General features: G+C 59.3%; 24 protein-coding genes. 13 read left to right on the forward strand and 11 right to left on the reverse strand.

Annotated features, from left to right (window positions below; genetic code table 11):
- Positions 1–13: 13 nt before the first annotated feature.
- Together choX and betC are read right to left on the reverse strand one after the other, a co-directional pair.
- On the reverse strand, positions 14–934 hold the full coding sequence (choX, locus tag LAB08_RS00120) for a choline ABC transporter substrate-binding protein (protein ID WP_096514106.1): 921 nt from the start codon (positions 932–934) through the stop codon (positions 14–16).
- Between the two features lie 16 nt (positions 935–950).
- Entirely contained in the window at positions 951–2,465 is a 1,515-nt protein-coding gene (betC, locus tag LAB08_RS00125) for a choline-sulfatase (RefSeq protein ID WP_096514105.1), read from the reverse strand.
- A 114-nt stretch (positions 2,466–2,579) separates the two neighbouring features.
- On the opposite strand from betC, the gene LAB08_RS00130 reads away from it, so the two are divergent.
- On the forward strand, positions 2,580–3,530 hold the full coding sequence (locus LAB08_RS00130) for a choline sulfate utilization transcriptional regulator (RefSeq protein ID WP_096514104.1): 951 nt from the start codon (positions 2,580–2,582) through the stop codon (positions 3,528–3,530).
- On the opposite strand, the gene LAB08_RS00135 is transcribed toward LAB08_RS00130, so the two are convergent.
- Positions 3,527–4,189 (reverse strand): NAD(P)-dependent oxidoreductase, encoded by a 663-nt coding sequence (locus LAB08_RS00135; RefSeq protein WP_096514103.1) that lies wholly within the window; start codon positions 4,187–4,189, stop codon positions 3,527–3,529. The two genes, LAB08_RS00130 and LAB08_RS00135, sit on opposite strands and share 4 nt — an antisense overlap.
- Positions 4,190–4,271: 82 nt before the next feature.
- Here LAB08_RS00135 and LAB08_RS00140 point away from each other — a divergent pair, with 82 nt between their 5' ends.
- Positions 4,272–4,598 carry a DOPA 4,5-dioxygenase family protein gene (locus tag LAB08_RS00140; protein ID WP_096514102.1) on the forward strand — a complete coding sequence of 109 codons (327 nt, stop codon included), beginning with the start codon at positions 4,272–4,274 and terminating at the stop codon, positions 4,596–4,598.
- 17 nt (positions 4,599–4,615) lie between these two features.
- Here LAB08_RS00140 and LAB08_RS00145 read toward each other — a convergent pair whose 3' ends face one another.
- On the reverse strand, positions 4,616–5,017 hold the full coding sequence (locus LAB08_RS00145) for a GFA family protein (protein ID WP_096514101.1): 402 nt from the start codon (positions 5,015–5,017) through the stop codon (positions 4,616–4,618).
- Between the two features lie 418 nt (positions 5,018–5,435).
- On the opposite strand from LAB08_RS00145, the gene LAB08_RS00150 reads away from it, so the two are divergent.
- From LAB08_RS00150 to LAB08_RS00190, 9 genes are all read left to right on the forward strand, one after another.
- Positions 5,436–6,743, forward strand: a complete 1,308-nt coding sequence (locus LAB08_RS00150; protein ID WP_096514100.1) for a CitMHS family transporter — start codon at positions 5,436–5,438, stop codon at positions 6,741–6,743.
- Positions 6,744–6,828: 85 nt separating this feature from the next.
- A complete protein-coding gene (locus LAB08_RS00155) occupies positions 6,829–7,596 on the forward strand; it encodes a TerC family protein (protein ID WP_096514099.1) in 768 nt (255 codons plus the stop codon).
- A gap of 204 nt (positions 7,597–7,800) precedes the next feature.
- A complete protein-coding gene (locus tag LAB08_RS00160) occupies positions 7,801–9,459 on the forward strand; it encodes a Na/Pi cotransporter family protein (RefSeq protein ID WP_096514098.1) in 1,659 nt (552 codons plus the stop codon).
- Positions 9,460–9,622: 163 nt separating this feature from the next.
- Complete coding sequence (locus tag LAB08_RS00165) at positions 9,623–10,999, forward strand: M16 family metallopeptidase (protein WP_096514097.1); 1,377 nt, start codon at positions 9,623–9,625, stop codon at positions 10,997–10,999.
- A gap of 192 nt (positions 11,000–11,191) precedes the next feature.
- A complete protein-coding gene (locus LAB08_RS00170) occupies positions 11,192–12,220 on the forward strand; it encodes a DUF5924 family protein (protein ID WP_096514096.1) in 1,029 nt (342 codons plus the stop codon).
- A 55-nt stretch (positions 12,221–12,275) separates the two neighbouring features.
- Entirely contained in the window at positions 12,276–13,424 is a 1,149-nt protein-coding gene (locus LAB08_RS00175) for an ABC transporter permease (RefSeq protein WP_096514095.1), read from the forward strand.
- 5 nt (positions 13,425–13,429) lie between these two features.
- Positions 13,430–14,224 carry an ABC transporter ATP-binding protein gene (locus LAB08_RS00180; RefSeq protein WP_172901696.1) on the forward strand — a complete coding sequence of 265 codons (795 nt, stop codon included), beginning with the start codon at positions 13,430–13,432 and terminating at the stop codon, positions 14,222–14,224.
- 1 nt (position 14,225) lies between these two features.
- Positions 14,226–15,164, forward strand: a complete 939-nt coding sequence (locus tag LAB08_RS00185; RefSeq protein WP_096514093.1) for an MlaD family protein — start codon at positions 14,226–14,228, stop codon at positions 15,162–15,164.
- Positions 15,161–15,787: an ABC-type transport auxiliary lipoprotein family protein gene (locus LAB08_RS00190; RefSeq protein ID WP_096514092.1), complete on the forward strand. Its 627-nt coding sequence runs from the start codon at positions 15,161–15,163 to the stop codon at positions 15,785–15,787. The genes LAB08_RS00185 and LAB08_RS00190 overlap by 4 nt, the downstream gene beginning before the upstream one ends.
- Before the next feature lie 119 nt (positions 15,788–15,906).
- On the opposite strand, the gene LAB08_RS00195 is transcribed toward LAB08_RS00190, so the two are convergent.
- The 5 genes from LAB08_RS00195 to LAB08_RS00215 form a co-directional block, all read right to left on the reverse strand.
- Entirely contained in the window at positions 15,907–17,136 is a 1,230-nt protein-coding gene (locus LAB08_RS00195) for a nucleoside recognition domain-containing protein (RefSeq protein WP_096514091.1), read from the reverse strand.
- Between the two features lie 204 nt (positions 17,137–17,340).
- Positions 17,341–18,672 (reverse strand): glutamate/aspartate:proton symporter GltP, encoded by a 1,332-nt coding sequence (gene gltP / locus LAB08_RS00200; protein ID WP_096514089.1) that lies wholly within the window; start codon positions 18,670–18,672, stop codon positions 17,341–17,343.
- A gap of 714 nt (positions 18,673–19,386) precedes the next feature.
- Entirely contained in the window at positions 19,387–19,569 is a 183-nt protein-coding gene (locus LAB08_RS30220) for a hypothetical protein (RefSeq protein WP_096514088.1), read from the reverse strand.
- Between the two features lie 2 nt (positions 19,570–19,571).
- Positions 19,572–19,736: a DUF1328 domain-containing protein gene (locus LAB08_RS00210; RefSeq protein ID WP_096514087.1), complete on the reverse strand. Its 165-nt coding sequence runs from the start codon at positions 19,734–19,736 to the stop codon at positions 19,572–19,574.
- Positions 19,737–19,805: 69 nt separating this feature from the next.
- A complete protein-coding gene (locus tag LAB08_RS00215; RefSeq protein ID WP_096514086.1) occupies positions 19,806–20,090 on the reverse strand; it encodes a hypothetical protein in 285 nt (94 codons plus the stop codon).
- 430 nt (positions 20,091–20,520) lie between these two features.
- Between LAB08_RS00215 and algB the strand changes: the two genes are divergently transcribed.
- Both algB and LAB08_RS00225 read left to right on the forward strand, forming a co-directional pair.
- Positions 20,521–21,867: a sigma-54-dependent response regulator transcription factor AlgB gene (gene algB, locus LAB08_RS00220; RefSeq protein ID WP_096514085.1), complete on the forward strand. Its 1,347-nt coding sequence runs from the start codon at positions 20,521–20,523 to the stop codon at positions 21,865–21,867.
- A 10-nt stretch (positions 21,868–21,877) separates the two neighbouring features.
- On the forward strand, positions 21,878–23,668 hold the full coding sequence (locus LAB08_RS00225; RefSeq protein WP_096514084.1) for a KinB sensor domain-containing domain: 1,791 nt from the start codon (positions 21,878–21,880) through the stop codon (positions 23,666–23,668).
- Positions 23,669–23,674: 6 nt separating this feature from the next.
- Here the strand turns inward: LAB08_RS00225 and LAB08_RS00230 are convergent, their stop codons facing one another.
- On the reverse strand, positions 23,675–25,288 hold the full coding sequence (locus LAB08_RS00230) for an EAL domain-containing protein (protein WP_096514083.1): 1,614 nt from the start codon (positions 25,286–25,288) through the stop codon (positions 23,675–23,677).
- Positions 25,289–25,365: 77 nt separating this feature from the next.
- A complete protein-coding gene (locus LAB08_RS00235; protein ID WP_096514082.1) occupies positions 25,366–26,145 on the reverse strand; it encodes an N-acetylmuramoyl-L-alanine amidase in 780 nt (259 codons plus the stop codon).
- Between the last annotated feature and the right edge of the window lie 16 nt (positions 26,146–26,161).

Here is a 26,161-nt window from a genome sequence, read left to right on the forward strand (position 1 = left end):
CGCTCCCACAGGTTCAGAGCTTGGCTTTCACCGCCGGCAACGCATCCTTGCCATCCACGGTTTTCACGCCATCGAGCCATTTATCCAGCACGGCCGGATTGGCCTTGATCCACGCCTTGGCCGCGTCGGTATTGCTGACTTTCTTGTTCACCACCTCGGCCATGATGCTGTTCTCCATCTCCTGAGTGAAATTCAGGTTGGTCAGCAGTTTGCCAACGTTCGGACAGGCCTGTGCATAACCTTTGCGGGTCAGGGTGTGAACGCTACCGGTGTCACCGAAGTATTGCTCGCCGCCCTTGAGGTAATGCATTTTCAGCTGCACGTTCATCGGGTGTGGGGTCCAGCCGAGGAAGGTCACGAATTTCTGTTTCTTCACTGCGCGGGACACTTCGGCGAGCATCGCCTGCTCACTGGATTCGACCAGTTTCCACTGGCCCATGTCGAAATCGTTTTTCTTGATGATCTCTTGCAGGGAAATGTTGGCCGGTGCGCCAGAGCCAATACCGTAGATCTTCCGGTCGAATTTGTCCGCGTATTTGTTCAGGTCGGAAAAGTTATGCACACCCGCGTCCCAGACGTAGTCTGGAACGGCGAGGGTGAATTCGGTGCCGTCGAGGTTTTTTGCCAGTTGAGTGACGTCGCCCGTGGCCACGAACTTGTCGTAGAAGCCCTGCTGCGCCGGCATCCAGTTACCCAGGAACACATCGACCTGGCCATCCTTGAGCCCGCCAAAGGTGATCGGCACCGCGAGGGTATCGACCTTGGCCTTGTAGCCCATGCCGTCCAGCAGAAAGCCGGTGATGGCGTTGGTCGCGGCGATGTCGCTCCAGCCAGGGTCGGCCATCTTCACTGTCTCGCAGCTTTGATCGGCGTATGCCGACGCGCTGCCCAGAGCCAGAAGCCCGACCGTCAGTACTGTGGATAACCTTTGCATGGACTTCCCCTTAACATTATTGGTTTTGGCAGGGTTGTGGATAACGTGCTTTACGCTCCAGATCATCAAGGTCGATGTGGTTGCGCATGTATTGCTGGCTGGCGTCCACCAGCGGCTGGTGATCCCAGCTCTTGAGCTTGCCGATGGTCAGGGCGTCGGCGACGAAGCGCCGGCGCCGCTGGCTCGCGAGCACCTGTTGGTGTATCGCCGGCATATCCCATTTTGCCCGTGCTTCGGCGAGAAAGTCGTCGAACAGCTGGAGATATTGCGGTGATTGGCTGAGTTCTTCCAATTCGTGCGGATCATTGTGCACGTCGAAGAGCAGGCAGGGATCATCTTCGCTGTAGATGAATTTGTAGTTGCCACGGCGAATCATCATCAGCGGGCCGATGGTGCCTTCGGCCATGTATTCACCAAACACTTCGTCGTGACCGCCCTGCCCTTGCAGATGCGCAACCAGCGAGCGGCCATCCAGCGGCAAGCCCGGTTCCAGTGTGCCGCCTGCCAGCTCCACAAAGGTGGGCAGCAGGTCGGCGGTGGACACCGAGGCGCTGACCCGTCCGGCAGCGAATTGCCCCGGCGCACTTATCAACAGGGGCACCCGCGCGGCCATTTCATACCAGTGCATTTTGTACCAGAGGCCACGCTCGCCCAGCATGTCGCCGTGGTCGCCGGAGAACACGATGATGGTGTTATCGATCAGCCCGGTATCTTCGAGCGTTTGCAGGAGTTTGCCGACGTTGCTATCGATATAGCTGCAAGCACCGAAATAGGCGCGACGTGCGTCGCGGATCTTATCCACAGGCAGTGGCTTGTCCCACAGGTCATAGACCTTGAGCAAACGCCGGGAATGCGGATCGAGATCGTGCTGCTCTGGTGTTGCAGGCAATGGGATGTCGGCGTCGTCGTACAGATCCCAAAAGGCCTTGGGAATCGTGTAAGGGTCGTGAGGATGAGTCATCGAGACCGTCAGGCAGAACGGCTGGTCGCCCTCCTCTCGAATGTGATCGAACAAATATTGCTGGGCCTTGAACACTACTTCTTCGTCGAAATCCAGCTGATTGGTGCGTACACAAGGCCCGGCTTGCAGCACTGACGACATGTTGTGGTACCAGGTCGGACGGACATCCGGTTCATCCCAATTCACCGCCCAACCATAGTCAGCGGGATAGATATCGCTGGTCAGGCGTTCTTCATAGCCGTGCAATTGGTCCGGGCCGCAGAAATGCATCTTGCCCGATAGCGCGGTGCGGTAGCCGAGACGGCGCAGGTAGTGGGCATAGGTGGGTACATCGGCCGGGAAATCCGCCGCGTTGTCGTAGGCGCCGATCTTGCTCGGCAGTTGACCGCTGACCAGAGTAAAGCGTGACGGCGCGCACAAGGGGCTGTTGCAATACGCAGAATCGAACACCACGCCTTGGGCGGCAAGGCGGCTCAAGTTCGGCAACTTGACGGGCGAAGGGCCGTAGAACGGCAACATTGGCGCGGCCATTTGATCGGCCATGATGAAAAGAATGTTCTTGCGCTTCATGTGATCGCGGCATTCCATAGTCGATGTTTATGCGAAAGTGCTGGGATCGAGAATGAAACCCCCACACTTTGCGGTAAAGCCCATGCGTGACAATGACTAGGATAAGCACAGCTTATGTATGACGCCCTCGGTGACCTGTCCCTGGATCTGCTCCGCGCTTTCGAAGCGGCCGCGCGACAACGCAGCTTCACCGCTGCGGCGGTTGAGCTGGGCACCACGCAACCGGCCATCAGCCAGCAAATCAAACGCCTGGAGGAACAGCTGGCAATCCGATTGTTCGATCGCATCTACCGCGGCATCGAATTGACCGAGGCCGGGATTATTCTTTTTGAGCAGGTTCAGCTCGGTTTACAGCAAATTGATGGCGGATTGAGCGCGATCAGCGCCCAGCAACAACATGAGGTGCTGCAGGTCGCCACCGATTTTGCTTTTGCCGCGTATTGGTTGATGCCGCGTCTGCACCGCTTTCACGCGGCCAATCCGCAGGTGGATGTCAGCCTGGTAACCAGTGAGCGCAGCCACAACATGCTGCGTACCGATATCGATGTGGCAGTGTTGTTCGGCGATGGTCGCTTCAAACAAGGCGAAAGCCATTGGTTGTTCAGCGAAGAAGTGTTTCCGGTCTGCAGCCCGCAACTATTGAATGAGCGTCCCCTGCCCTTGCCCGCTCAGGCATTGCTGGAGTTTCCGCTGCTGCACTTGCGCGGTGAGCACAGCAGCAACTGGTTTGACTGGAGTGGCGTGTTTCGCGCGTTGGGGATTACCTCGCCGCCCGCCCCCGGGCAGTTACGCTTCGACAATTACACACTGCTGATTCAGGCAGCGATTGGTGGTCAGGGCGTGGCCATCGGTTGGCGGCATCTTGTGGATAACTTGCTGGCGCAGGGATTGTTGTGCCGACCGATTGCCGAAACGGCGATGTCCAGGCTGGGATATTACGTAGTATTGCCGCAGCGCAAGCGGCGGGGGGCGTTGATTCAGCAGTTTGTCGATTGGTTGATGGCCGAGCAGGCCAACAGTGCGCAATCGCTCAATGGTCTGGCGCTGCCATCTATTGCGGTTTAACCATCAGTTGCGACAAAACTGACGTGCTCACCGATGTGCAGGTTCAAATGCAATTCATCGGCAATTCCCGTAGCCGTGCGCCTCAGGCGTTCCAGCGGTTCGGTCAGACTGGGCTCCAGGGTGCTGCCGACCTGGCTGAAATGCTCGATGGTCAATCCGGGCACTCCGCGCGGAGCATTCACCAGTGTCCACTTCAAGGCGCTGCTTTGCAGGGCCTCGCGGATTTCCTCGGCAGCATGGCGTTGCAGTGGATCGAAAGTGTCGGGATCGTCCAGTACGTCGAAGTCCCCCACCAGAAACAACCGGGCAATGCCCGCCGCCTGCATGCCATCGATCAATGCATCCGCCGCCAATACCTGCTCGACCGGCCCCGGCACGATGTTCTTTTCCACGTGCTCACTGTTGTACGGCAAACCCGGTGCGTCCAATAGACAAATGACCGCCGAACTGCCGGCCACGCTTTGCTTCACCCGTTCAGCCTCGAACAAATCGCCGGTCTTGGTGCGCAAACCCGGACGCGCCGCGAGCGCCGTCAGGTCATCGAGAATGGCGATCACTTCATGTTGGCGCCGCAGCATTTCCACCATCAGCGCACTGCCCAGGCTACTCATGGCACCATAAAGCACCACTTTTACTACCGGGGTTTCGGCATTCTTCATGGCTGCGCTCCCTGTTTTTCACCAATATGGCGTCTGACCTTTAGGTAACACCGAGGGTTCGAACCGATTCAGAGGCTTTCAGATGCGAACGATCAAGGGTTACCACGCCCATGTCTATTTCAACGCCAGCACCGTCGAGCAAGCACGCGCCTTGTGCGAGCAGGCAGCGCAGTTGTTTGCGCTGAAGATGGGCCGCATGCACGAGCGCCCGGTCGGTCCGCATCCGGACTGGAGTTGCCAGCTAGCCTTCGGGCCGGAGTTGATCGGCGACGTGCTGCCGTGGCTGGCGCTCAACCGCAAGGGGCTCGTGGTGTTTCTGCATCCGGACACCGGCGACGACTTGCTGGACCACAGCGAGCACGCGATCTGGATGGGTGCGATTCGCCCGCTTGATCTGTCTATTTTTTGATCATATTCATTATAAACCTAGAGGGTTTCTTCCGGCTCGCCGGGTAAATGCTCATCCAGGTGCAGCCACGGCAAGCGGCTGTCGGTCCAGATGTGCCGTTCGGCGGGAGCCAGTTCGGGGTGGTCGAGGGTTGCGATGGTCACGTCGATGCTCTCGGGGCTGAGGTGTGTGGTCAGCGCCAGTTGCGCCCCACAGTTACCACAGAAATAGCGCACGCTCGTTGATGAAGAGTCGTACAGCGCCGGTGTCCCGGTCAGCCAATGGAAAGCCGACGCGGGCACGGTGATCCATGTGGTCACGATGCCGCCGCTGACCCGTCGGCAAATCGAGCAGTGGCAGTGGGCGATATCGCGTAATGGCCCGCTGAATTGATAGCGCAACTGCCCGCAGTGGCAGCCGCCTGTATGAATTTTTGCCATGCAGTTCCTCCTGATGTGTATTGACGGACGCCTTCGCGAGCAGGCTCGCTCCCACAATGATTTTGCGTACGACACAAAGCCTCTGTGGGAGCGAGCCTGCTCGCGAAGAACTCGACTCGGTCTACCTCCCTGCCCCCGTCCGACGACCGGTCGTACTTCCGGTCAACGCTTTCATTGCCGAAAGCTGGCTGAAAGCTTCCCCGATTAGGATCGCCCCCACTGCCGGCAATAGACCGGTTGGCCAATGCGAGTGTTCGATTGCTCGCCAGGTCCATTTAACAACAACAATGGTGATCCTGATGTCCTTTACTACCCGCCGCTTCGCTGTCACTCCGTCCGTACGCCTCGTGCTTCCCGTTTTGCGCTGATCACACCCGGTCCGCTCATTCCCTAGCCGCGCCACGCCTGGAGTATTCCCATGCTGACTTTCCTTGGCTTCGCCATGGTCATCACCTTCATGTTCCTGATCATGACCAAGCGCCTATCCGCGCTGATCGCCCTGATCATCATTCCGATCGTCTTCGCCCTGTTCGGTGGCTTCGCCCCGAAAATCGGCCCGATGATGCTCGAAGGCATCACCAAGCTCGCCCCGACCGGCGTGATGCTGATGTTTGCCATTCTGTACTTCGCCCTGATGATCGACTCCGGCCTGTTCGATCCGGCCGTGCGCAAGATCCTGAAGATGGTCAAGGGTGACCCGCTGAAAGTTTCGGTCGGCACCGCCGTACTGGCGCTCGTCGTTTCCCTCGATGGTGACGGCGCGACCACTTACATGATCTGCGTGGCCGCCATGTTGCCGCTCTACAGCCGCATTGGCATGAGCCCGCGAATCATGGCCGGTCTGATCATCCTCGCCGGCGGCGTGATGAACATGACCCCATGGGGTGGCCCGACCGCCCGTGCGGCCAGTGCGCTGCACGTGGACCCGTCGGCGATCTTCGTTCCGATGATCCCGGCGATGGCTGCCGGCGTCGTGGCCATCCTGGCCATCGCTTATTTCTACGGCAAACGTGAACGTGCACGTCTGGGTGAGTTGCACCTGATCGGTGATGAAATCGACCACAGCGAAATCAGCGTTTCGCAGTTCCCGGATGCCCGTCGTCCCAGCCTGATCTGGTTTAACGGTGCCCTGACCCTGGCGCTGATGTGCACCCTGGTCGCCGGACTGCTGCCGCTGCCAGTGCTGTTCATGGTGGCGTTCAGTATCGCGATGATCGTCAACTATCCGTGCCTGCAAGCACAAAAGGATCGCGTTGCAGCTCACGCCGGTAGTGTGCTGGCAGTGGTGGGGCTGATCTTTGCCGCTGGTATCTTCACCGGTATCCTGTCGGGCACCGGTATGGTTGATGCCATGTCGAAAAGCCTGTTGTCGGTGATCCCGGATTTCCTCGGCCCGTACCTGGCCGTGATCACGGCGCTGGTGAGCATGCCGTTCACCTTCTTCATGTCGAACGATGCATTTTATTACGGCGTGTTACCGGTACTTGCCGAAGCCGCCAGTCACTACGGTATAACCGCCGTGGAAATGGCACGTGCCTCGATCGTCGGTCAGCCCGTCCACTTGCTGAGCCCGCTGGTACCCTCGACTTACCTGTTGGTGGCCCTGGCCGGGATCGATTTTGGTGATCACCAGCGTTTCACCCTGAAGTGGGCAGTGCTGGTGTGCATGTGCATACTGGTCGCCGCGTTGCTGATGGGGATTTTTCCGCTGTTCAGCACTCTATAAGCCCAAGACTCACCACCTGGGGTCCAGGCTTCGCTGATTGAAGTCCGGGCCCCTTGTGGTTTAACACTCGCTCAAAGGAATACACATGGAATGGCTGACCAACCCTGAAATCTGGGTTGCCTTCTTCACCCTGACCGCCCTGGAAATCGTCCTGGGTATCGATAACATCATCATGATTTCGATTCTGGTCAGCCGCATGCCCAAGCACATGCAGGCGCGCACCCGGATCTTCGGTCTGGCGCTGGCGATGGTCACGCGGATTCTGTTGCTGTTGTCGATCACCTGGGTCATGCGTCTGACTGCCGACCTGTTCGTAGTGTTCGGCCAGGGTATTTCCGGGCGTGACCTGATCCTGTTCTTTGGTGGTCTGTTCCTGCTGTGGAAGAGCTCGCAAGAGATGTACCACGCGCTGGAAGGTGAAGACGAAACCAACGACGAGCCGAGTGGCAAGGGCGGTAACTTCCTCTACACCATCATCCAGATCGCGATCATCGACATCGTGTTCTCCCTCGACTCGGTGATTACCGCGGTAGGCATGGTGTCCCACGTACCGGTCATGGTTGCGGCGATCATCGTGGCGGTGCTGGTGATGATGTGGGCTTCCGGCACCATCAGCGAGTTCATCGACAAGCACCCGTCGCTGAAAATGCTGGCACTGGCGTTCCTGCTGATCGTCGGTACCGTGCTGATTGCCGAATCCTTCGACGTGCATGTGCCAAAAGGCTACGTCTACTTTGCCATGGCGTTCTCGCTGGCGGTTGAAGCGATCAATATCAAGATGCGTACCGCGATTGCGAAAAAGAAAAAGCAGCAGGATCCGGTGAAACTGCGCAAGGACATTCCGGGGCAGTAAATCAGGATGTGAGAAAGGGGCCTTCGGGCCCCTTTTTCATGCCTGCATGAAGCTGTTTTCATGACAGTTTTATTTCAATCACTTGTTTAGCTATGCGATGCTGGCGCCCAGACCGTTAGCCAACTACAGCTTAAGTACAAAACGTAGAACGTCGCGGTACCGTCAACTTGCTCCTATGGGGCGATACCATCACAGGGGGCCGTCATGCTCACCCTGCTCAATTTGCTCTCAGCCGTGGCCTTGCTGATCTGGGGCACGCACATCGTCCGAACCGGCATCCTGCGGGTCTACGGCTCCAACCTGCGCCATGTGATCGGCCGGAACATGTCCAAGCGCTGGCTGGCCTTTATCTCAGGGATCGTGGTCACCGCCATGGTGCAGAGCAGCAATGCCACGGCCATGCTCGTCACCTCGTTCGTCGGTCAGGGCCTGATGGCGCTGACTCCGGCGCTGGCGACCATGCTCGGGGCCGATGTCGGTACGGCGCTGATGGCGCGGGTGCTGACCTTCGACCTGTCCTGGCTGTCGCCGCTGCTGATCTTTATCGGGGTGATTTTCTTCCTGTCGCGCAAACAGACCCGATTGGGCCAGCTGGGCCGGGTTGCAATCGGCCTGGGGTTGATCATTCTGGCGCTGCAGCTGATCGTCGAAGCCGCCGCGCCAATCACCCATGCCAAAGGGGTAAAGGTGATCTTTGCCTCCCTGACCGGCGACATCCTGCTCGATGCCCTGATGGGGGCACTGTTCGCCATGATTTCCTACTCCAGCCTGGCGGCGGTGCTGCTCACCGCGACGCTGGCTGGTGCCAAGGTGATTGGCCTGCCGGTGGCCCTCGGCCTGGTCATCGGCGCCAATATCGGCAGCGGTGTGCTCGCGTTCCTCAGCACCAGCATGCAGAACGCCGCCGGGCGTCAGGTGGCACTGGGTAGCCTGTTATACAAATTGATCGGCCTGTTGCTGATCATTCCGGTGCTCGGCCCCTTGGTGCACTGGATCGACAGCCTCGACTTCAGCCCTCAGGAAATGGTCATCGGCTTCCACCTGCTCTACAACACCACGCGCTGTCTGATCCTGTTGCCCAGCGTCGAGCCGATGGCCAGGTTCTGCGCCTGGGTGCTCCCGGAGCGAGCGCAAGTCAATGGCATGGCCAAACCGCGTCACCTTGATCCGAGCGCGCTGGTAACCCCCAGCCTGGCGCTGGCTAACGCGGCTCGGGAAACCTTGCGCATGGGCGATCTGGTCGACAGCATGCTCGAAGCCATGCTCGATGTGTTACGTGGCAAGCAAACCGCCGTCACCCAGGAAGTGCGTCGCCTGACCGATGATGTGGAATCGCTCTATAGCGCGATCAAACTCTATCTGGCGCAAATGCCCCGGGAGGACCTCAGCGATCAGGACAGCCGGCGCTGGGCCGAAATCATCGAACTGGCGATCAACCTGAAATTGGCCAGCGACCTGATCGAACGCATGTTGCGCAAGGTCCAGCAGCAGAAAACCGCGCAGCGACGGTCGTTTTCCGAGGTTGGCCTTGAAGAATTGGCGGGGCTGCACGCTCAGCTGATTTCCAACCTGCGCCTGGGGTTGTCGGTGTTTCTGAGCGCCGATAAGGAAAGTGCCCGCCAGTTATTGCGTGAGAAACGTCGCTTTCGCGCACAGGAGCGCCGTCTGGCCCACGCTCATGTCAGTCGTTTGCAACGTAAGATTGTGCAGAGTATCGAGACCAGTTCGCTGCACCTGGAACTGATCGCCGACATGAAGCGTCTGAATTCGCTGTTTTGCAGCAGTGCTTACGTGGTGTTGGAAACGTCCGACACGGGGGCACTGGCTGCCGACGATTTGGCGGACACCACGCATTCGCCTTGAACGTCTGGCAGTGTGGTCAGTCAGTAACATGGATTCGGGTTCAAAATCATCGCGAGCAGGCTCGCTCCCACAGTTGATAAGTGGCCAATGTGGGAGCGAGCCTGCTCGCGATGGCTGCCTGGAAAGCGACACGGATCTCCAATCAGCTGTATGGAAGCTCGTTATGCGTTGCCTGTTGTTCGTCTGCCTGTTGCTGGGCTCAATACCATCATTTGCCCTGGATCGCTTCCAGGTCGAGGGCTACACCCTGCGCAATGGTTTGCAATTGCTGCTCAAGCCCGGCACGGAACGGGGGCACGTGGCGATTCGGCTGGTGGTGGGCGTCGGTATCGATGATTTCAGCTGCGCCGAGAAAGAACTGCCACACCTGCTCGAACACTTGCTGTTCAGTGGCATCGACGCCAGCGGCGAAGGCGGTCTGGAGGAGCGCATGCAAGCGCTGGGGGGCGAATGGAACGCCTTCACCAGTAACGCCGACACCACCTTCGTGATCGAAGCCCCGGCCAAAAACCAGCGCAAGGTCCTCGACCTGCTGTTGGCGTTGCTGACCCAGACCCGCTTCGATGACAACGCCATCAACGCCGCCAAGCAAGTGGTCGAGCGCGAAGACGGCGGCCACTACTCGCATTTGCAGCGCTGGCTGGATCGCCAGGATCTGGGGCATACCGCCAGTAAGCAACTGGCCGTCGAACTGGGCCTCAAATGCCCCGAGCGCGCGGAAGTCGATCAACTGACCCGCGAACAACTGGAGAAATTGCGCAAGGATTGGTACGCGCCCAACAACATGACACTGATCGTGGTCGGTGATCTTGACCGCTTGCTACCGGCCTATCTGGATCGAACCTACGGCGCGCTGAAGCCGATCGAGCCGACGGGCCATCCGGCACTGCCACAAATCCAGGCCAGTGCCGCCCATGAGCGCAACTTGACTCGTGGCTTTGTCGGCGGTGGGGCCAAGCTGCACTGGCTGGTACCGGAACCGGTGCTGGAAGATCAGCACGACGAAACCTTCGATTTGCTCAAGGACTATCTGGATTGGGCGCTGTATCGCCAGTTGCGCCTGGCGCACGGCTTGTCTTACGGACCATGGGCCGAGCGTGAAGTGTTCGGTGGTGTGGGCTTCATGAGCCTGAATGCCGATCTGGAGCGCGACGACGTCGACGAGGCGCTAAAGGTACTGGATGAGTTGAAGGCCGGCTTGCTCAAGGACGGCCTGAATGCCGAGACCTTCAACCGCCTCAAACAAGCCGCCATCGCCCGCCAGGCCTGGGCGGTGCAAGGCAACAGCGCGCTGGCCGATTACTACTGGAGCGCCATCGGGGACTACGAGGATGGCCGCTTCGCCGACCCGGCCCGGGAACTGCAAGGGGTGACCCTGGCGGAAGCGAACAAGGCGATGCGCGAACTGCTCCTGCAACCGGGGTATGTGCGGATCGAAAAGCCTTTGCTGAGTGATGATCAGGTGCTGTGGGCGATTGCCGGGGTGTTGGGGTTGTTGGTATTGAGCTTGGCGGCCTGGCGTTTTCATCGCAGAGAATAACCGGTCCTTGTGGGAGCGAGCCTGCTCGCGAAGAGGACGGCCCTTCCAACATTGATGTCGACTGTTAAGCCGCCTTCGCGAGCAGGCTCGCTCCCACAGGTTATGTGCGTTGCTAACCACCGCCCCTCGCCATACCGCCCCTCCAGCGTTACCCTGTCGAGGTTTTTTCCTACGACTATTGTGAACCTCCGAATGCCGACCCTGACCCTTTTCGTACAGCGCATCCTCGAACTGATGAAGCGCTACCCCGGGGTCATTGCGCTCGGTGGTTTTATCTCCGGGGTCGGCAGTTTCATCCTGGTGGATCGGCAGCAGGGGCTGGCAAGCTGGATCACCACCATCATGCTGATCAGTTGGGTCTGGCTGATGCTGGAAAACAGCCTGACCAGGCTGTTCACCCGGATCTTCAAGCGGGAAATTCCTCAACCACTGCTGCGTTATGCGACGCAGATGATCCACCAGGAAAGCCTGTTCTTCGTCCTGCCGTTCTTTTTCATCACCACCACCTGGAACAGCGGCCAACTGTTTTTCACCGGGCTATTGGGCATCGCGGCGCTGATTTCCATCATTGATCCGCTCTACTACAAGTGGTTGGCGCCGCGGCGCTGGGCGTTCCTGGCGTTGCATACGCTGACGCTGTTCGCCGCCCTGCTCACCGCGTTACCGGTGATCATGCACCTCACCACTTCGCAAAGTTTCAAATGGGCGCTGGGCATCGCCGTGGTGCTGTCATTCCCGAGCCTGGCGTCGATTTTCCCGATCCGCACGGTACGCAACGCATTGGCGATCCTGAGTATCACCCTCGGTATCGGCGGCGTGGGTTGGGTGCTGCGCTCGTGGGTACCGCCGGCGACACTGTGGATGACTGACGTGGCCATCAGCACGCAAATGCAGGACCGTACGCCCGGCAAGAGCCTGGAAGAAGTCAGTGCCGAACAGATCCGTGGAGACGGGTTGTATGCCTATACCGCCATCAACGCCCCGCGCGGCCTCGACGAGCGGATTTATCACGTCTGGCAGTTCAACGGCAAAGAGGTCGATCGCATCGCGCTGGATATCCATGGCGGGCGCAAGGAAGGCTATCGCGCCTGGACTCACAAACAGAACTTCCCCGGCAACCCGGCGGGCGAATGGCAAGTCAGGGTGCTGACCGAAGACGGGCAGTTGATCGGCGTGTTGCGTTTCACCATCACCGACAGCACACCGATCAAAGAAAAGTAAGGCGGTTCGTGCTATTACGTAGGTCTGCGTAAATAGCCGAGAAAGCACGGAGTTTATGACCAGCAATACAGTGGCCGGCAATGCCCGACTGGACACCTCGCACACCCCGCCTCAGATACGGGTGACGGGGGACTGGACGCTCGCCCATTACGCCGACCTCAAGCGCCTGAGCGAAAAGCTCGAAGGCCAGTACGACGACAGCACCCGCATCGACCTCAACGGCCTCGGCGCCCTGGATACCGCAGGTGCATCGCTGTTGGTCGAGCTGCTGGGTTCCGAGCGCCTGAGCCGTTCCGCCGAACACCCCGACTGCACGCTCTCTTCCGCCGACCGCGCACTGTTGCAAACGATCTATCGCTCCCTGACGGACTTCTGCGTACCCATCAAGGAACCGGAAATCAGCGTCGGCATTCAATTGCTGACTCGCATCGGCCGCGCTGTGGAAGTGGTCTGGCAGGACACCCTGCAACTGCTGGGTTTCGTCGGCCTGATTCTGGAAACCATTGTCCGCGGTCTGTTTCGTCCGAAATGCTGGCGGGTCACGCCGATGGTTGCGCACATCGAACAGACCGGCCTCGACGCGGCGCCCATCGTCGCCCTGCTGACATTTCTGGTGGGCGCCGTTGTGGCCTTTCTAGGAGCGACGGTATTGGCCAACTTTGGTGCCACGGTGTTTACCGTGCATCTGGTGGCATTCTCCTTCCTGCGTGAGTTCGCGGTGTTGCTGACGGCGATCCTGATGGCCGGACGAACCGCCAGTGCCTTCACCGCGCAGATCGGTTCGATGAAAGCCAACGAAGAAATCGACGCTATCCGTACCCTGGGTCTCGATCCCATGGAGCTGTTGGTGGTGCCCCGGGTCCTGGCCCTGTTGGTCGCGTTACCGATGCTGACGTTTCTGGCGATGGTGTCGGGGATTGTCGGTGGTGCCTTGGTCTGTGCGGTGTCGCTGGATATTTCCCCGGCGATGTTCCTGTCGTTGCTGCAATCGAACATCGGTGTTCAGCACTTTCTGGTGGGGATCATCAAAGCGCCGGTGTTTGCCTTCCTGATCGCTGCCATCGGTTGCCTTGAAGGCTTCAAGGTCAGTGGCAGCGCCGAGTCCGTCGGCGCGCACACTACCTCCGCTGTGGTGCAATCGATTTTCGTGGTGATCGTGCTCGACGCTGTGGCCGCGTTGTTTTTCATGGAGATCAGCTGGTGAGCCGTATGCCCCGAGTGCCCGCCGACGCGGTGATCGAAGTCCGCGGGCTATGCAATCGCTTTGGCCGGCAGAGTGTGCACGAGAACCTCGATCTGGATTTGTACAAGGGCGAAATCCTCGCGGTGGTTGGAGGCTCCGGTAGCGGCAAGTCGGTGCTGTTGCGCAGTATTGTCGGCCTGCGCCAGCCCAGCGAAGGCATGGTGAAGGTCTTCGGTAAAAACCTGCCGAGCTTGTCCGAGCGCGAACGCTCGTTGGTGGAACGGCGCTTCGGCGTGCTGTTTCAAAAAGGCGCCCTGTTCTCTTCGTTGACCGTGACCGAGAACGTCGCCCTGCCCCTTATCGAACACGCCGGTTTGAGTCGTGACGACGCCGAGCATCTGGCGGCGGTGAAAATGGCCCTGGCCGGTTTGCCACTGTCCGCGGCGGACAAATACCCCGCATCCCTGTCCGGCGGCATGATCAAGCGAGCCGCACTGGCACGGGCCTTGGCGCTGGACCCGGACATCCTGTTCCTCGACGAACCCACCGCCGGCCTCGATCCGATCGGTGCCGCCGCCTTCGATCAACTGATTCTGACCCTGCGCGATGCCCTGGGCCTGAGCGTTTTCCTGGTGACCCACGACCTCGACACCCTCTACACCATTACGGATCGGGTGGCGGTGTTGGCGCAGAAGAAAGTGCTGGTGGCCGATGCCATCGATATCGTCTCGGAAACCGATGACGCGTGGATTCACGAATACTTCCATGGCCCTCGCGGCCGCGCGGCGCTGACAGCCGCCCAACAGCTCAACGAGGTCTGACGTGGAAACCCGAGCCCATCATGTGTTGATTGGCCTGTTCACCGTTATTGTGGTGGCAGGTGCCCTGCTCTTCGGCCTGTGGCTGGCCAAGTCCAGTGTCGACACCGAGTTCAAGGATTACGAAGTAGTGTTCAACGAAGCGGTCAGCGGCCTGTCCAACGGCAGCTCCGTGCAATACAGCGGGATCAAGGTTGGCGATGTAGTGTTGCTGCGTCTGGACCCGGAAGATCCGCGTCGGGTGCTGGCGCGGATTCGCCTAGCCGGCGATACACCGGTCAAGGAGGATACCCAGGCCAAACTGGCGCTGACCGGCGTCACCGGCACGTCGATCATCCAGCTCAGTGGCGGCACACCGCAGAGCCCGGCGCTCAAGGGTAAGGACGGCAAGCTGCCGGTGATCGTTGCCATGCCCTCGCCCATCGCTCGTTTGATCAACGACAGCAATGATTTGTTGTCCGGGGTCAACTCGCTGATGCAGAACGCGAACCAGATGTTTTCCGAGCAGAACATCGAACATATCAGCAAGATCCTTGAACATCTGGACGTCACCACGGGCACCATCGCCGACCAGCGCGAAGATATTCGCCAGGCCATGCAGCAACTGGGCTCGATCGGCAAGCAGGCCGGCGGCATGCTAGAACAGACGACGGCGTTGATGCGTAATGCCAACGGGCTGCTCAACGACCACGGCAAGGAAATGATCGGCAGTGCCGAGCAAGCCATGAAGTCGCTGGAACAGAGCAGCGCGACAATCAACAAGCTGATCACAGCCAACCAGGACTCGCTCAACAGTGGCATGCAGGGCCTTAATGGCCTGGCGCCTGCGGTGCGCGAGCTACGTGAAACCCTGACCTCACTGCGGACCATCACACGACGCCTGGAGGCCGACCCCAGCGGTTATCTGCTGGGTAGCGACAAGCACAAGGAATTCACCCCATGAAGCTGACCCGGCTTGCCCTCCTCGCCAGCTTCACGCTGCTCGGCGCCTGCTCTATCCTGCCCGAGCCCGAGCCGTTCACCCTGTATCGATTGCCCTCGGCGCAGAGCGCCATGCCCGCCAATCATGGCGCGTCGCAGCGCTGGTCGTTGCGCTTGAACAAACCCCAGGCCAGTGAGGCGTTGAACAACCCGAACATTGCTGTCATCTCCCAGGGCGACGTGATCAGCAGCTACAAGGGCTCGCGTTGGAGTGACCCGGCACCCGTCCTGCTGCGTAATCGTCTGCTGGATGGTTTCCAGCGCGATGGCCGGGTGACGTTGCTCAGCACCGACGACAGCAACTTCCAGGCAGACCTGGAGCTGGGCGGCAGCTTGCAGGCGTTTCAGACCGAATACCAGGGCACCAGCGCTGGCGTGGTGGTGCGCCTGGATGCGTTGCTGGTGCGTGGCTATGACCAGCGCATCCTCGCCAGTAAACGCTTTGAAGTGCGCCAGCCATTGAGCGACGTGAAGGTGCCGGCGGTGGTCGCCGGGTTTGGCCAGGCCAATGATCAACTGACGGCGCAGGTGGTGGCCTGGGCGGTGGAACAAGGGCAGAAACTCGCGCCGGCACCAAGGCCATAAGATCAGCGCAGGACCATTGTGGGAGCGAGCCTGCTCGCGAAAGCGGCGCGTCATTCAGCATTGATGTTGCCTGACACTACGCCTTCGCGAGCAGGCTCGCTCCCACAGGGGATTTGTGGTTAGCCGAAGAACCAGTAGCAGACGCCAATAGCGCCCAACACACCCGCCAGTTCCGCCAGCAACGCACACCCCACCGCATGCCGTGCGCGCTGGATGCCCACTGCGCCGAAATACACCGCCAGTACATAGAACGTGGTTTCGGTACTGCCCTGAATCGTCGCCGCCACCAGCGCCGGAAAGCTGTCCACGCCGGACGTTTTCATGGTTTCGATCAGCATCGCCCGGGCGGCGCTGCCTGAGAAAGGCTTGACCATCGCGGTCGGCAGCGCATCGACAAAGCGTGTATCCCAACCGGCCCATTCCACCAGGTGACGAATCCCGTCCAGGCCGAAGTCCAGTGCCCCGGAGGCTCGCAGTACGCCGACGGCACAAAGCATCGCCACCAAATACGGCAGCAGGTTCTTCGCCACGTCGAAACCTTCCTTGGCACCTTCGACGAATGCCTCGTAAACCTTCACCTTGCGCAGTGCACCAATCACCAGAAACAGCATGATCAAGCCAAATAGCGTCAAGTTGCCGAGAATCGACGACAAACCGGCCAGCGCGCTGGCCGAGAGCGTTGCCAGCAGCGCCATGAAACCACCGAGGGCGAGGGCACCGGGAATCAAATAGGCCAGTACCACCGGGTCCCAGACGCGCAGGCGTTGCATGACGGCTACCGACAGGAAGCCCACGATGGTCGAACAGCTGGTGGCCAGCAGGATTGGCAGGAACACCAGGGTCGGGTCGGGCGCGCCTTGTTGGGCGCGGTACATGAAGATTGTGACCGGCAGCAGGGTCAGGGATGAAGCGTTGAGCACCAGGAACAGGATCTGCGCGTTACTGGCGATGGTGTCGCTGGGGTTGAGTTCCTGCAGGGCTTTCATGGCCTTCAGGCCGATGGGCGTGGCGGCGTTGTCCAGGCCCAGGCCATTGGCGGCGAAGTTCAGGGTGATCAGGCCGATGGCCGGGTGGCCGGGCGGCACTTCCGGCATCAACCGAAGAAACAACGGCCCAAGCGCTTTTGCCAGCCACTCGACGATCCCGGCTTTCTCGGCGATCCGCAGAAAGCCCAGCCAGAGGGTGAGGGTGCCGAACAGCAGGACCATGACTTCGACCGACAACTTGGCCATGGCGAAAATGCTTTCCACCATCGCTGCGAAGATCCCGGCGTTGCCACCGATCAGCCATTGCGCCAGCGCCGACACGGCGGCCACGATGAAGAAGCCAAGCCACAGGCCATTAAGCATCAGTCAAATCCCCCAAAAGATGGGCGAATGATAGCGGGGTGGCCAGAAACGACAAACCCCGGATTTCTCCGGGGTTTGGTTTGTTGAATACATGCAGATCATTGTGGGAGCGAGCCTGCTCGCGAAAGCGGTGTGTCATTCGACGAATATGTTGAATGTGCCGGCCTCTTCGCGAGCAGGCTCGCTCCCACATGGGGTATTGCGTTAGTTGCTGGAGGTCTCGCCCGCCGGCAGCTTCTCTTTGCTGCGCCAGTGCGGCAGGGAGTTCCAGTAGCGCTGACCCTTGGCCTCGTCGTACATGCCTTCCCAGCGGGATACGACCAGCACGGCCAGGGCGTTGCCGATCACGTTCAGTGCGGTACGGGCCATATCCATGACGCGGTCGACACCGGCGATGAACGCCAGGCCTTCCAGCGGAATACCGACGCTACCCAGGGTGGCCAGCAGTACCACGAAGGACACGCCAGGCACACCGGCGATGCCTTTGGAGGTGACCATCAGGGTCAGGACCAGCAGCAGTTGCTGGCTGATCGACAGGTCGATGCCGTACAGCTGGGCGATAAAGATGGCCGCGATGCTTTGGTACAGGGTCGAACCGTCGAGGTTGAACGAGTAACCGGTCGGCACCACGAAGCTGCAAATGGCTTTCGGCGCACCGTAGGCTTCCATCTTCTCGATCACGCGTGGCAACACGGTTTCGGAGGAGGCGGTGGAGTAGGCCAGCACCAGCTCATCCTTGAAGATGCGCATCAGCTTGATCACCGAGAAGCCGAACAGGCGGGCGATCAGGCCCAGTACCACGAATGCGAAGAAGGCAATGGCGAAGTAAACCAGGATCACCAGTTTCGCCAGCGGTAGCAGCGAGGCGAAGCCGAAGTTGGCCACGGTCACCGCGATCAGTGCGAATACGCCGATCGGGGCGTAGTTCATGATCATGTGAGTGACCTTGAACATGCTTTCCGATACGCCCTGGAACATCGTCACCAGCGGATCGCGCAACTCGGGCTTGAGGCTCGACAGACCGAGACCGAACAGCACGGAGAAGAAGATGATCGGCAGCATTTCGCCGCGGGCCATGGCCGCGAAGATGTTGGACGGGATCAGGTTGAGGATGGTTTCGATGAACGCGTGTTCATGCTGAACTTCGGCCGCCGTTGCCTGGTACTTGGAGATGTCCACGGTACCCAGGGTGCTCATGTCGATGCCGGCACCCGGATGGAACAGGTTGGCCAACAGCAGGCCGACGACGATGGCGATGGTGGTGACGATTTCAAAATAGACGATGGTTTTCAGGCCGATGCTACCGAGCTTCTTCGCATCGCCCACGCCGGCAATACCGACAACCAGCGAGGAAATCACGATCGGGATCACGATCATCTTGATCAGACGGATAAAGATATCGCCTGCTGGTTGCAGGATATTGCTGATCCACCAGGCTTTCTCGGCACTGAAATGGTTGAGCAGCGCACCAATTGCAATCCCCAATACCAGACCGATGAGGATCTGCCAGGCGAGGCTAAGCTTTGCCTTCTTCATATCTTTACCCTTACTTCAGTTTGACTCGGGCAGATGCGCGAACTGGAGCGCTTGTGGCGCAAAAGTCGTGTGCATCTGCCCCCGTATAAGGAGCCCCGGAGCGTTTGTTGATAGCTCTCTGGCAGGCGAAAAAAGGCGCAACTATTCCGATGCAAGGAAGCGACGTCTAATGCCGTAAACGCCTACCCTATGCCGAATCGGCATGAGGTTTTTTAACTAAAACCGACGTCGCAAACGGTTCGAATATGACATTTCGCCGGGTATAAGTGCCGTGAACCGGCCATCACAGCGTAGATTGAGTGTTTTTTGATCAGTCGGATTCGAGGGGAATTTCAGGAAAATCCCGCAGCGTACGGGAAGGATTCCCGGCAAAAGCCGGGCAATTTTTCTCGATATACGGTCGCTGGCGAGTCATCGGGAAAAGCATTTTCCCGGAAAAGGCGGCCGGTTTATCGAGAGGAGGGGACGAATAGGGTGGATCGCTCTAATTCAACGCTTTGCGTATAGAAGCCCTTCGCAAGTTCGTCGGGTCATGTTTGACCGGCGAACTTGCGACGCAGCTTTCCTGACCCGGCCCTTGCGCAGGCACTCCCTGTACCCGTAGGTCACTCCGCCCCTGAAACAGGCAGAACGTCCCGACCCCTTGGTCATGCGCCGACCTTCCTCGGGTGGGCGCAGGGGAAAGAAGCGATGGCTCCTTTCGTGTATCTGAAATCAGTACCAGTTGCGGTCCATCTTTAACTTCTCCATCAACAATTCCTGCAGACCCTGGTCCGGTTTGCCGAGGAATCGGTCGTGTGACTGCCCGTCAATGGCGGCAATCGCCACGGCACTTGCACTTGGGGCAGCACCGCCCAACAGTCGGGCGGCTGCCAAAGTCTTTACCTGAACGCTCATGTTCAGCTTCGGCCGCGACGGCCAAAGAAGAAGGAAGCAATGAACATCACCAGGAACACGACAAAGAGAATCTTGGCGATACCCGTGGCGGTGCCCGCGATACCACCGAAGCCCAGTACGGCGGCGACAATGGCAATGATCAAGAATGTGATTGCCCAGCTCAACATGGTGATTCTCCTTACGCTTGTTATCAGAGGTGCGATTCCCGGCGCATCGAGCGCGCCAAGTGTGTGTACTTAGAACACCCAGCGCTCCTGACGAGGCATTTCATTCGCCTGGTGTTGGTCGACGTCCATCATTCGCATCGAAGTGTTGTCGGCCATGCCGCTGCCGGCGGCGCTAAAGTGGGTTTGGGTCGGGTGCTGAAACGACACGCTAGGCCCTTCTTGCTGCTGACTCTGCTCCCAGCGCATGAACTGTTGGCCGCCGATCAACGTGATCAACAGTGCCAGTACGGCAAACAAACCTTGGCGCAGAAACAGTGGCGAGAGATGCAATGGGGTGGCACGTTGGCGATTCATCCTGAAGCTCCTCCCACACGGGGGTAATCGGTTTGAGGGCGTTTTTTATTGCCCTGCGATATTTGTGTCGTTGCAGTCGCCATGCCAGATTTTTTTCATAAAAAAACATATAAAAATCAACCTGTTATAGGTGCGAACCCAGGGGGCTCGGACGCATCCTGCACGATGGGCCATGACGCGGTCGTGCGTAATGCACGATCCGCGAGGCATGCCGTGCAATATTTTTGAATTGAGAGGAGGGCGTAGCTGTCAGAAAGGGACGTGCTCGTCATGTGAAAAGCAGCTATCTATAAAAGGCATCAAAAATCAGGGGAAAACCGGCGTCAGGGAGATCACTACCTGCCATGGCGGGAATGGATCAGAATGAACCATGCAACTTGCCCGATTTTTCCGAGACTAACCAAGATCATTCATTAGGGAGCGTAGGAAAATGGAATCCGCCACTGAGCATCAAGGCCGCATTCTTCTGGTGGATGATGAGTCCGCCATCCTGCGTACCTTCCGTTATTGCCTCGAGGATGAAGGCTACAGCGTGGCAACCGCCAACAGCGCTGCCCAAGCCGATGCGTTGCTGCAACGTCAGGTGTTCGACCTGTGCTTCCTCGATTTACGCCTGGGTGAGGACAACGGCCTCGATGTGTTGGCTCAGATGCGCATTCAAGCGCCCTGGATGCGCGTGGTGATCGTCACCGCGCACTCGGCGGTGGACACTGCCGTCGATGCCATACAGGCCGGTGCTGCCGATTACCTGGTCAAGCCGTGCAGCCCCGATCAGTTGCGTCTGGCCACTGCCAAGCAGTTGGAAGTGCGGCAATTGTCGGCGCGCCTGGAAGCCCTGGAAGGCGAAGTGCGCAAACCCCAGGATGGCCTGGACTCCCATAGTCCGGCCATGAAGGTGGTGCTCGAGACGGCCCGCCAGGTCGCCAGCACCGATGCCAATATCTTGATACTCGGCGAGTCCGGCACCGGTAAAGGCGAGCTGTCACAGGCGATTCATGGCTGGAGCAAGCGGGCGAAAAAGTCCTGCATTACCATCAACTGTCCATCGCTGACCGCCGAGCTCATGGAAAGTGAACTGTTCGGCCACAGTCGCGGAGCGTTCACCGGAGCCAGTGAAAGCACCTTGGGTCGTGTCAATCAGGCTGATGGCGGTACGCTGTTTCTCGATGAAATCGGCGATTTTCCCTTGGTTTTGCAACCCAAGTTGCTGCGTTTCATTCAGGATAAAGAATACGAACGCGTGGGTGACCCGGTCACCCGTCGCGCTGATGTACGCATCCTCGCAGCCACCAACCAGAACCTCGAAGATATGGTCCGCGATGGCCGTTTTCGTGAAGACCTGCTCTATCGCCTGAACGTCATCACCTTGCACCTGCCGCCGTTACGCGAGCGCAGGGAAGACATTCTCACCCTTGCCGACCGCTTTCTGGCGCGCTTTGTCAAAGAGTACGCACGCCCGGCCCGGGGGTTCAGCGACGAGGCCCGCGAAGCGCTGTTGAGTTATCGCTGGCCGGGGAACATTCGCGAACTGCGCAACGTGGTGGAGCGGGCGAGCATTATTTGCCCGCAGGAGCGGGTCGAGATCAGTCACTTGGGCATGGCCGAGACGCCGGTCAACAATGCGCCGCGCATTGGCGCGGCCTTGAGCCTGGATGAACTGGAGAAAGCCCATATCGGCGCCGTCCTCGCCACCGCAGGCACTCTGGATCAAGCCGCCAAGACCCTGGGTATCGACGCTTCGACTCTGTACCGCAAACGTAAACAGTACAACTTGTGAGCCGCCACCGATGAAACTGGCGATGAAGTTGCGGTCCCGGTTGTTCCTGAGCATTTCCGCGCTGATCACCGTTGCGCTGCTTGGGCTGATGCTCGGGCTGGTCAGCGTGATGCAAATGGCCGGGAGCCAGGAAGCGCTGGTGCGCAACAACTTCGTCACCCTGGATATAGGGCTCAAGCTGCGTCAAACGCTGGGTGATCAGTTGATCATCATGCTCAGCGAGCAGCATGATGCTTCCGCCTTCGAAGCCTCCAAGCAGCATTACTTCCAATTACTGGAGGAAGGCATTGCCCAGGAGCCGGTGGGCGAGGGCAGCGAATACGGTTTCAAAAAAGCCAAGGCCGACTATCTGAGCTTTATCAAGGCGTATGAAGTTTCGCCTGATACGACGCATGTGCTGAGCGGCAACGATGAACTCACCGAAAAATTCAACGCGCTGCGCAATGGATTGATCACCGAACACAAGCGCGCGCTGGATAACATCAACGATACCGAGCGCCAGGCCCGCGAACACGCATTGCTGATTGCCGGGCTGTTGGGTCTGGTTGGGCTGGCCGTGCTGATCATCGGCTTCGTGACTGCCCATGCCATCGCCCGGCGTATCGGCGAGCCCATCGAGGCTCTGGTACAGGCGGCAGACAACATCGGCCAAGGCAATTTCGACGTCACCCTGCCGGTTTCCTCGGCGGTTGAACTGAGCCAGTTGACCAAGCGCTTCGGGATCATGGCCGAAGCGCTGCGTGAGCATCAAGCCACCAATGTCGATGAACTGCTTGCCGGTCAGCAGCGTTTGCAGGCGGTACTCGACAGTATCGACGACGGTTTGCTGATGATCGATCGCCAGGGGCATCTGGAACACCTCAACCCGGTGGCGCAGCGCCAGTTGGGCTGGGATGACGACCGGGTCGGCCTGGGGCTGGGCGCGGCGCTGCAACGTCCCGAGCTCGATGAACAGCTGCAATTGGTACTGCGTGGCGGCACGCTGGAGCGAGTCCCGGAGGACTTGAGTGTCGAGGTCGATGGCGAGACGCGGTTACTCACCTTTAGCCTGACGCCGGTCATCCATACCCAGGGGCATATTCTCGGCGCGGTGATGGTGTTGCATGACGTTACCGAACAGCGGGCGTTCGAACGGGTGCGCAGCGAGTTCGTATTGCGCGCCTCTCACGAGCTACGCACGCCGGTCACCGGCATGCACATGGCGTTCGGCCTGTTCCGCGAGCGCGCGCACTTTGCCCCGGATACCCGCGAAGCCGATCTGCTGGATACGGTGAACGAAGAAATGCAGCGACTGATGCAGTTGATCAACGACCTGCTGAACTTCTCGCGTTATCAGAACGGGTTGCAGAAACTCACACTGGCGCCGTGTTCCATCGAGGACTTGCTGGAGCAGGCGCAGATTCGTTTCACCAGCGGCGCCGAGGAGAAGGGCATCGAGCTGTTGGTGGAAGTGCAGGGGCCATTGCCGCGGCTGCAGGCCGATCAGCCGCAATTGGACCGGGTGCTCGACAATCTGCTCGACAATGCGCTGCGTCACACCGCCTCGGGTGGCCTTATACGTTTGCAGGCCCGGCGTCATGGCGAGCGGGTGATCATCAGTGTTGAAGATAATGGGGAAGGCATTGCCTATGGGCAACAGGGAAGGATCTTCGAGCCCTTTGTGCAGGTCGGTCGCAAAAAGGGCGGGGCCGGGCTTGGCCTGGCACTGTGCAAGGAAATCGTGCAACTGCACGGCGGGCGGATGGGGGTTTATTCGAGGCCGGGGCAGGGCACGCAGTTCTACATGGCGTTGACGGTGTAACGCGCTTTACGCTTCGTCATCCAGCCGTCGACTGGTCCGCCGGCGGCCACGGGTAATCAGCTCGATCAACTGCACAGCACTCAACGCATGGGCGAACAACCAGCCCTGACCGAACTTCACACCTTCACTGCTGAGGAGCGCCGCCTGGGCTTCATGTTCGATGCCTTCGGCAATGACGGTCAGGTGCAGTGATTGCGCCATGTGGATGATGTGCGGGGCCACTCCGCTACTGGCCGCGTCATGGCCCAGTGCATCAATGAAGGCCTTGTCGATCTTCAGGCAATCTATCGGCAGGGTTTGCAGATAGGCGAGGCTGCAATAGCCGGTGCCAAAGTCATCGATCAGCACCTGATGCCCGACATCGCGCAAGGCCTGCAGGTTTTCCCGGGCGACCACCACATCGATCAGTCCCCGTTCGGTGACCTCAAAAGCAATCTGTTTGGCGGCGACCCGGTGCAGGGTCAGCAGGCGCGCCATTACCTGGCCAATTCGCGGCACCATCACATCACAGGCCGCCAGGTTGACCGAGATGTACAGCTGCGGATTGGCCCGCAGCAATTGCCCCAATTGCTCCAGCAAACGTTGCAGGACGAAGTCGGTCATCTGGCGGATCTGCCCGGTGTTTTCCGCCATCGGAATGAACAGGTCAGGGCTGGTCAGGGTTCCGTCCGGCCGACGCCAGCGCAGCAAGGCCTCGGCTCCGACGCAATTGCGGCTGTCGAGGTCGAAAATGGGTTGATACAGCACCTGCAATTCGCCCCGGCGTATGGCGCCCGTCAATTCGGCATCCAGGGACTGGCGCTGGCGCACCAATAGAAACACCAGGAAACCCACGCATATGGCCAACCCCAGGCAGACCGGCAATAACCACCACCACACTGGCGGTATGTGGGCACCGCCACGCGGGCTGATCAACACCAGTTGGTATTCCGGGTTGTCGGTAGGCATGCGGTAAATCAGGCGCGAATGCGTGACTTGCAGCGCATCACGGCTTTTCGGCGGCCAATGCTCAATCGGTGGCCAGGCCTGGGATACACCCAGCACCGGAATCGCCCGAGTGCCATGGTCAAGTACCACCAGCAGGCTGCTGCCCGGAGACAGGTCGACCATATCGGTCAAATGCCCACGCGATGTCGCGACCCGGAAATTGCCGCGCCCGAGCATCAGCGCAGCCCGGTTTTCATCGGGTTCGGTGGTGGTGTTCAGCCAGTAGCTGTAGGTGGGGCCTTTGATGTCCGGTGGTTGTGTCAGCGACAAACCTTCCTGGCGCGGGCGATTGGTGCATACCCGCGAGCCGTCCATGTAGGCGGCTTCGTACACGAAGCGGTAATTGAAACTGACCTGCTGCAGCGTCGCGACCATTTCGTCATTGCAGCTGCGTAGCGGCTGGGCTTCGAGGTCGTCTAGGCTTTCGCGCAATTGCCCGAACAATTGCTCCAGGCGGGCGAGGAAGCGTTCACCCTGGGCGTTCATTTCCTGGCTTTCGTTCTGCTCGACCTGATGCAGGGCGATGAACAGGCTGCCGGTCATCAGTAGCGTTGCGCTCAGGACAGCCGCCAGCATCGCCAAAAACCATGGGCGATAGAACCAACTACGGAGCGTCTCTCGAGCAGCAGCCATTATGAAAATATCCGACGAATTACCAATGAGTTATAGCTGCTGATTGGGAAAACGCGCTGACCGTCGGGCGGGCGTCATTATTTTGTCTGATTCAACACCTGTAGCAGCGCCGCCGTTTGCGCATCCGGCGTACCGTCGAAACGGGCCGGACGGAAATGCATCTGGAAGGCGGCGATCACATGGCGCGTGGCGACATCCAGTTCGCCGGTCTGGGGTGTTTCATAGCCGACCCGGGCCAGTTGTGCCTGGTACCAACTGATGCTTGGCAGCTGTGTTTCGAACCCTGCCTGCTGTCGCGCCACGGCCTGTTCGTTCGGCCAGATACCGATACCTTCCGCAGCCAGGCGCTTCCAGGGAAACAGCGGCCCCGGATCGAGCTTGCGCAGCGGTGCAATGTCGCTGTGACCGACGAAGCTGCGAGGACTGATGGCGTAGCGTTTGCTGATGTCCTTGAGCAGGACAATCAGCGACTGGACCTGCGCTTCGCTGTAGGGATACCAGAGGCGCCCGGTCGGTGTGTCCTTGAAGCCCGGGTTGACGATTTCGATGCCTATGGAACTGGAGTTCAGCCAGGTCCGACCTTGCCATTGGCTTTCCCCGGCGTGCCAGGCCCGCAGGTTCTCATCCATCAATTTGTAGATGGTTGCTTTCTTGTCGTCGCCGATCAGGTAATGACTGCTGACTTCGCCACGGGTCAGCAGTTGCAGCGAGCGCTCCATTGAGGCGTTGGTGTAGTGCATCACCACGAACTGGATACGGCTGTCGTGATTGGCTGAAGGATGACTGGTGTCGTAGCGGGGGCCGCTGGCACAGCCGGCCAGGAGGAGAAGCGACACAATGAGAGAGAGAAATTTCATGGTGGGAGGCGATACA

The organism is Pseudomonas izuensis, from assembly GCF_002356535.2.
GTDB lineage: Bacteria > Pseudomonadota > Gammaproteobacteria > Pseudomonadales > Pseudomonadaceae > Aquipseudomonas > Aquipseudomonas izuensis.

Coding starts and splice junctions, on each gene's coding strand:
- choX (WP_096514106.1), bottom strand. CDS start 934: ATGCAAAGGTTATCCACAGTACTGACGGTCGGGCTTCTGGCTCTGGGC.
- betC (WP_096514105.1), bottom strand. CDS start 2,465: ATGAAGCGCAAGAACATTCTTTTCATCATGGCCGATCAAATGGCCGCG.
- LAB08_RS00130 (WP_096514104.1), top strand. CDS start 2,580: ATGTATGACGCCCTCGGTGACCTGTCCCTGGATCTGCTCCGCGCTTTC.
- LAB08_RS00135 (WP_096514103.1), bottom strand. CDS start 4,189: ATGAAGAATGCCGAAACCCCGGTAGTAAAAGTGGTGCTTTATGGTGCC.
- LAB08_RS00140 (WP_096514102.1), top strand. CDS start 4,272: ATGCGAACGATCAAGGGTTACCACGCCCATGTCTATTTCAACGCCAGC.
- LAB08_RS00145 (WP_096514101.1), bottom strand. CDS start 5,017: ATGGCAAAAATTCATACAGGCGGCTGCCACTGCGGGCAGTTGCGCTAT.
- LAB08_RS00150 (WP_096514100.1), top strand. CDS start 5,436: ATGCTGACTTTCCTTGGCTTCGCCATGGTCATCACCTTCATGTTCCTG.
- LAB08_RS00155 (WP_096514099.1), top strand. CDS start 6,829: ATGGAATGGCTGACCAACCCTGAAATCTGGGTTGCCTTCTTCACCCTG.
- LAB08_RS00160 (WP_096514098.1), top strand. CDS start 7,801: ATGCTCACCCTGCTCAATTTGCTCTCAGCCGTGGCCTTGCTGATCTGG.
- LAB08_RS00165 (WP_096514097.1), top strand. CDS start 9,623: ATGCGTTGCCTGTTGTTCGTCTGCCTGTTGCTGGGCTCAATACCATCA.
- LAB08_RS00170 (WP_096514096.1), top strand. CDS start 11,192: ATGCCGACCCTGACCCTTTTCGTACAGCGCATCCTCGAACTGATGAAG.
- LAB08_RS00175 (WP_096514095.1), top strand. CDS start 12,276: ATGACCAGCAATACAGTGGCCGGCAATGCCCGACTGGACACCTCGCAC.
- LAB08_RS00180 (WP_172901696.1), top strand. CDS start 13,430: ATGCCCCGAGTGCCCGCCGACGCGGTGATCGAAGTCCGCGGGCTATGC.
- LAB08_RS00190 (WP_096514092.1), top strand. CDS start 15,161: ATGAAGCTGACCCGGCTTGCCCTCCTCGCCAGCTTCACGCTGCTCGGC.
- LAB08_RS00195 (WP_096514091.1), bottom strand. CDS start 17,136: ATGCTTAATGGCCTGTGGCTTGGCTTCTTCATCGTGGCCGCCGTGTCG.
- gltP (WP_096514089.1), bottom strand. CDS start 18,672: ATGAAGAAGGCAAAGCTTAGCCTCGCCTGGCAGATCCTCATCGGTCTG.
- LAB08_RS30220 (WP_096514088.1), bottom strand. CDS start 19,569: ATGAGCGTTCAGGTAAAGACTTTGGCAGCCGCCCGACTGTTGGGCGGT.
- LAB08_RS00210 (WP_096514087.1), bottom strand. CDS start 19,736: ATGTTGAGCTGGGCAATCACATTCTTGATCATTGCCATTGTCGCCGCC.
- LAB08_RS00215 (WP_096514086.1), bottom strand. CDS start 20,090: ATGAATCGCCAACGTGCCACCCCATTGCATCTCTCGCCACTGTTTCTG.
- algB (WP_096514085.1), top strand. CDS start 20,521: ATGGAATCCGCCACTGAGCATCAAGGCCGCATTCTTCTGGTGGATGAT.
- LAB08_RS00225 (WP_096514084.1), top strand. CDS start 21,878: ATGAAACTGGCGATGAAGTTGCGGTCCCGGTTGTTCCTGAGCATTTCC.
- LAB08_RS00230 (WP_096514083.1), bottom strand. CDS start 25,288: ATGGCTGCTGCTCGAGAGACGCTCCGTAGTTGGTTCTATCGCCCATGG.
- LAB08_RS00235 (WP_096514082.1), bottom strand. CDS start 26,145: ATGAAATTTCTCTCTCTCATTGTGTCGCTTCTCCTCCTGGCCGGCTGT.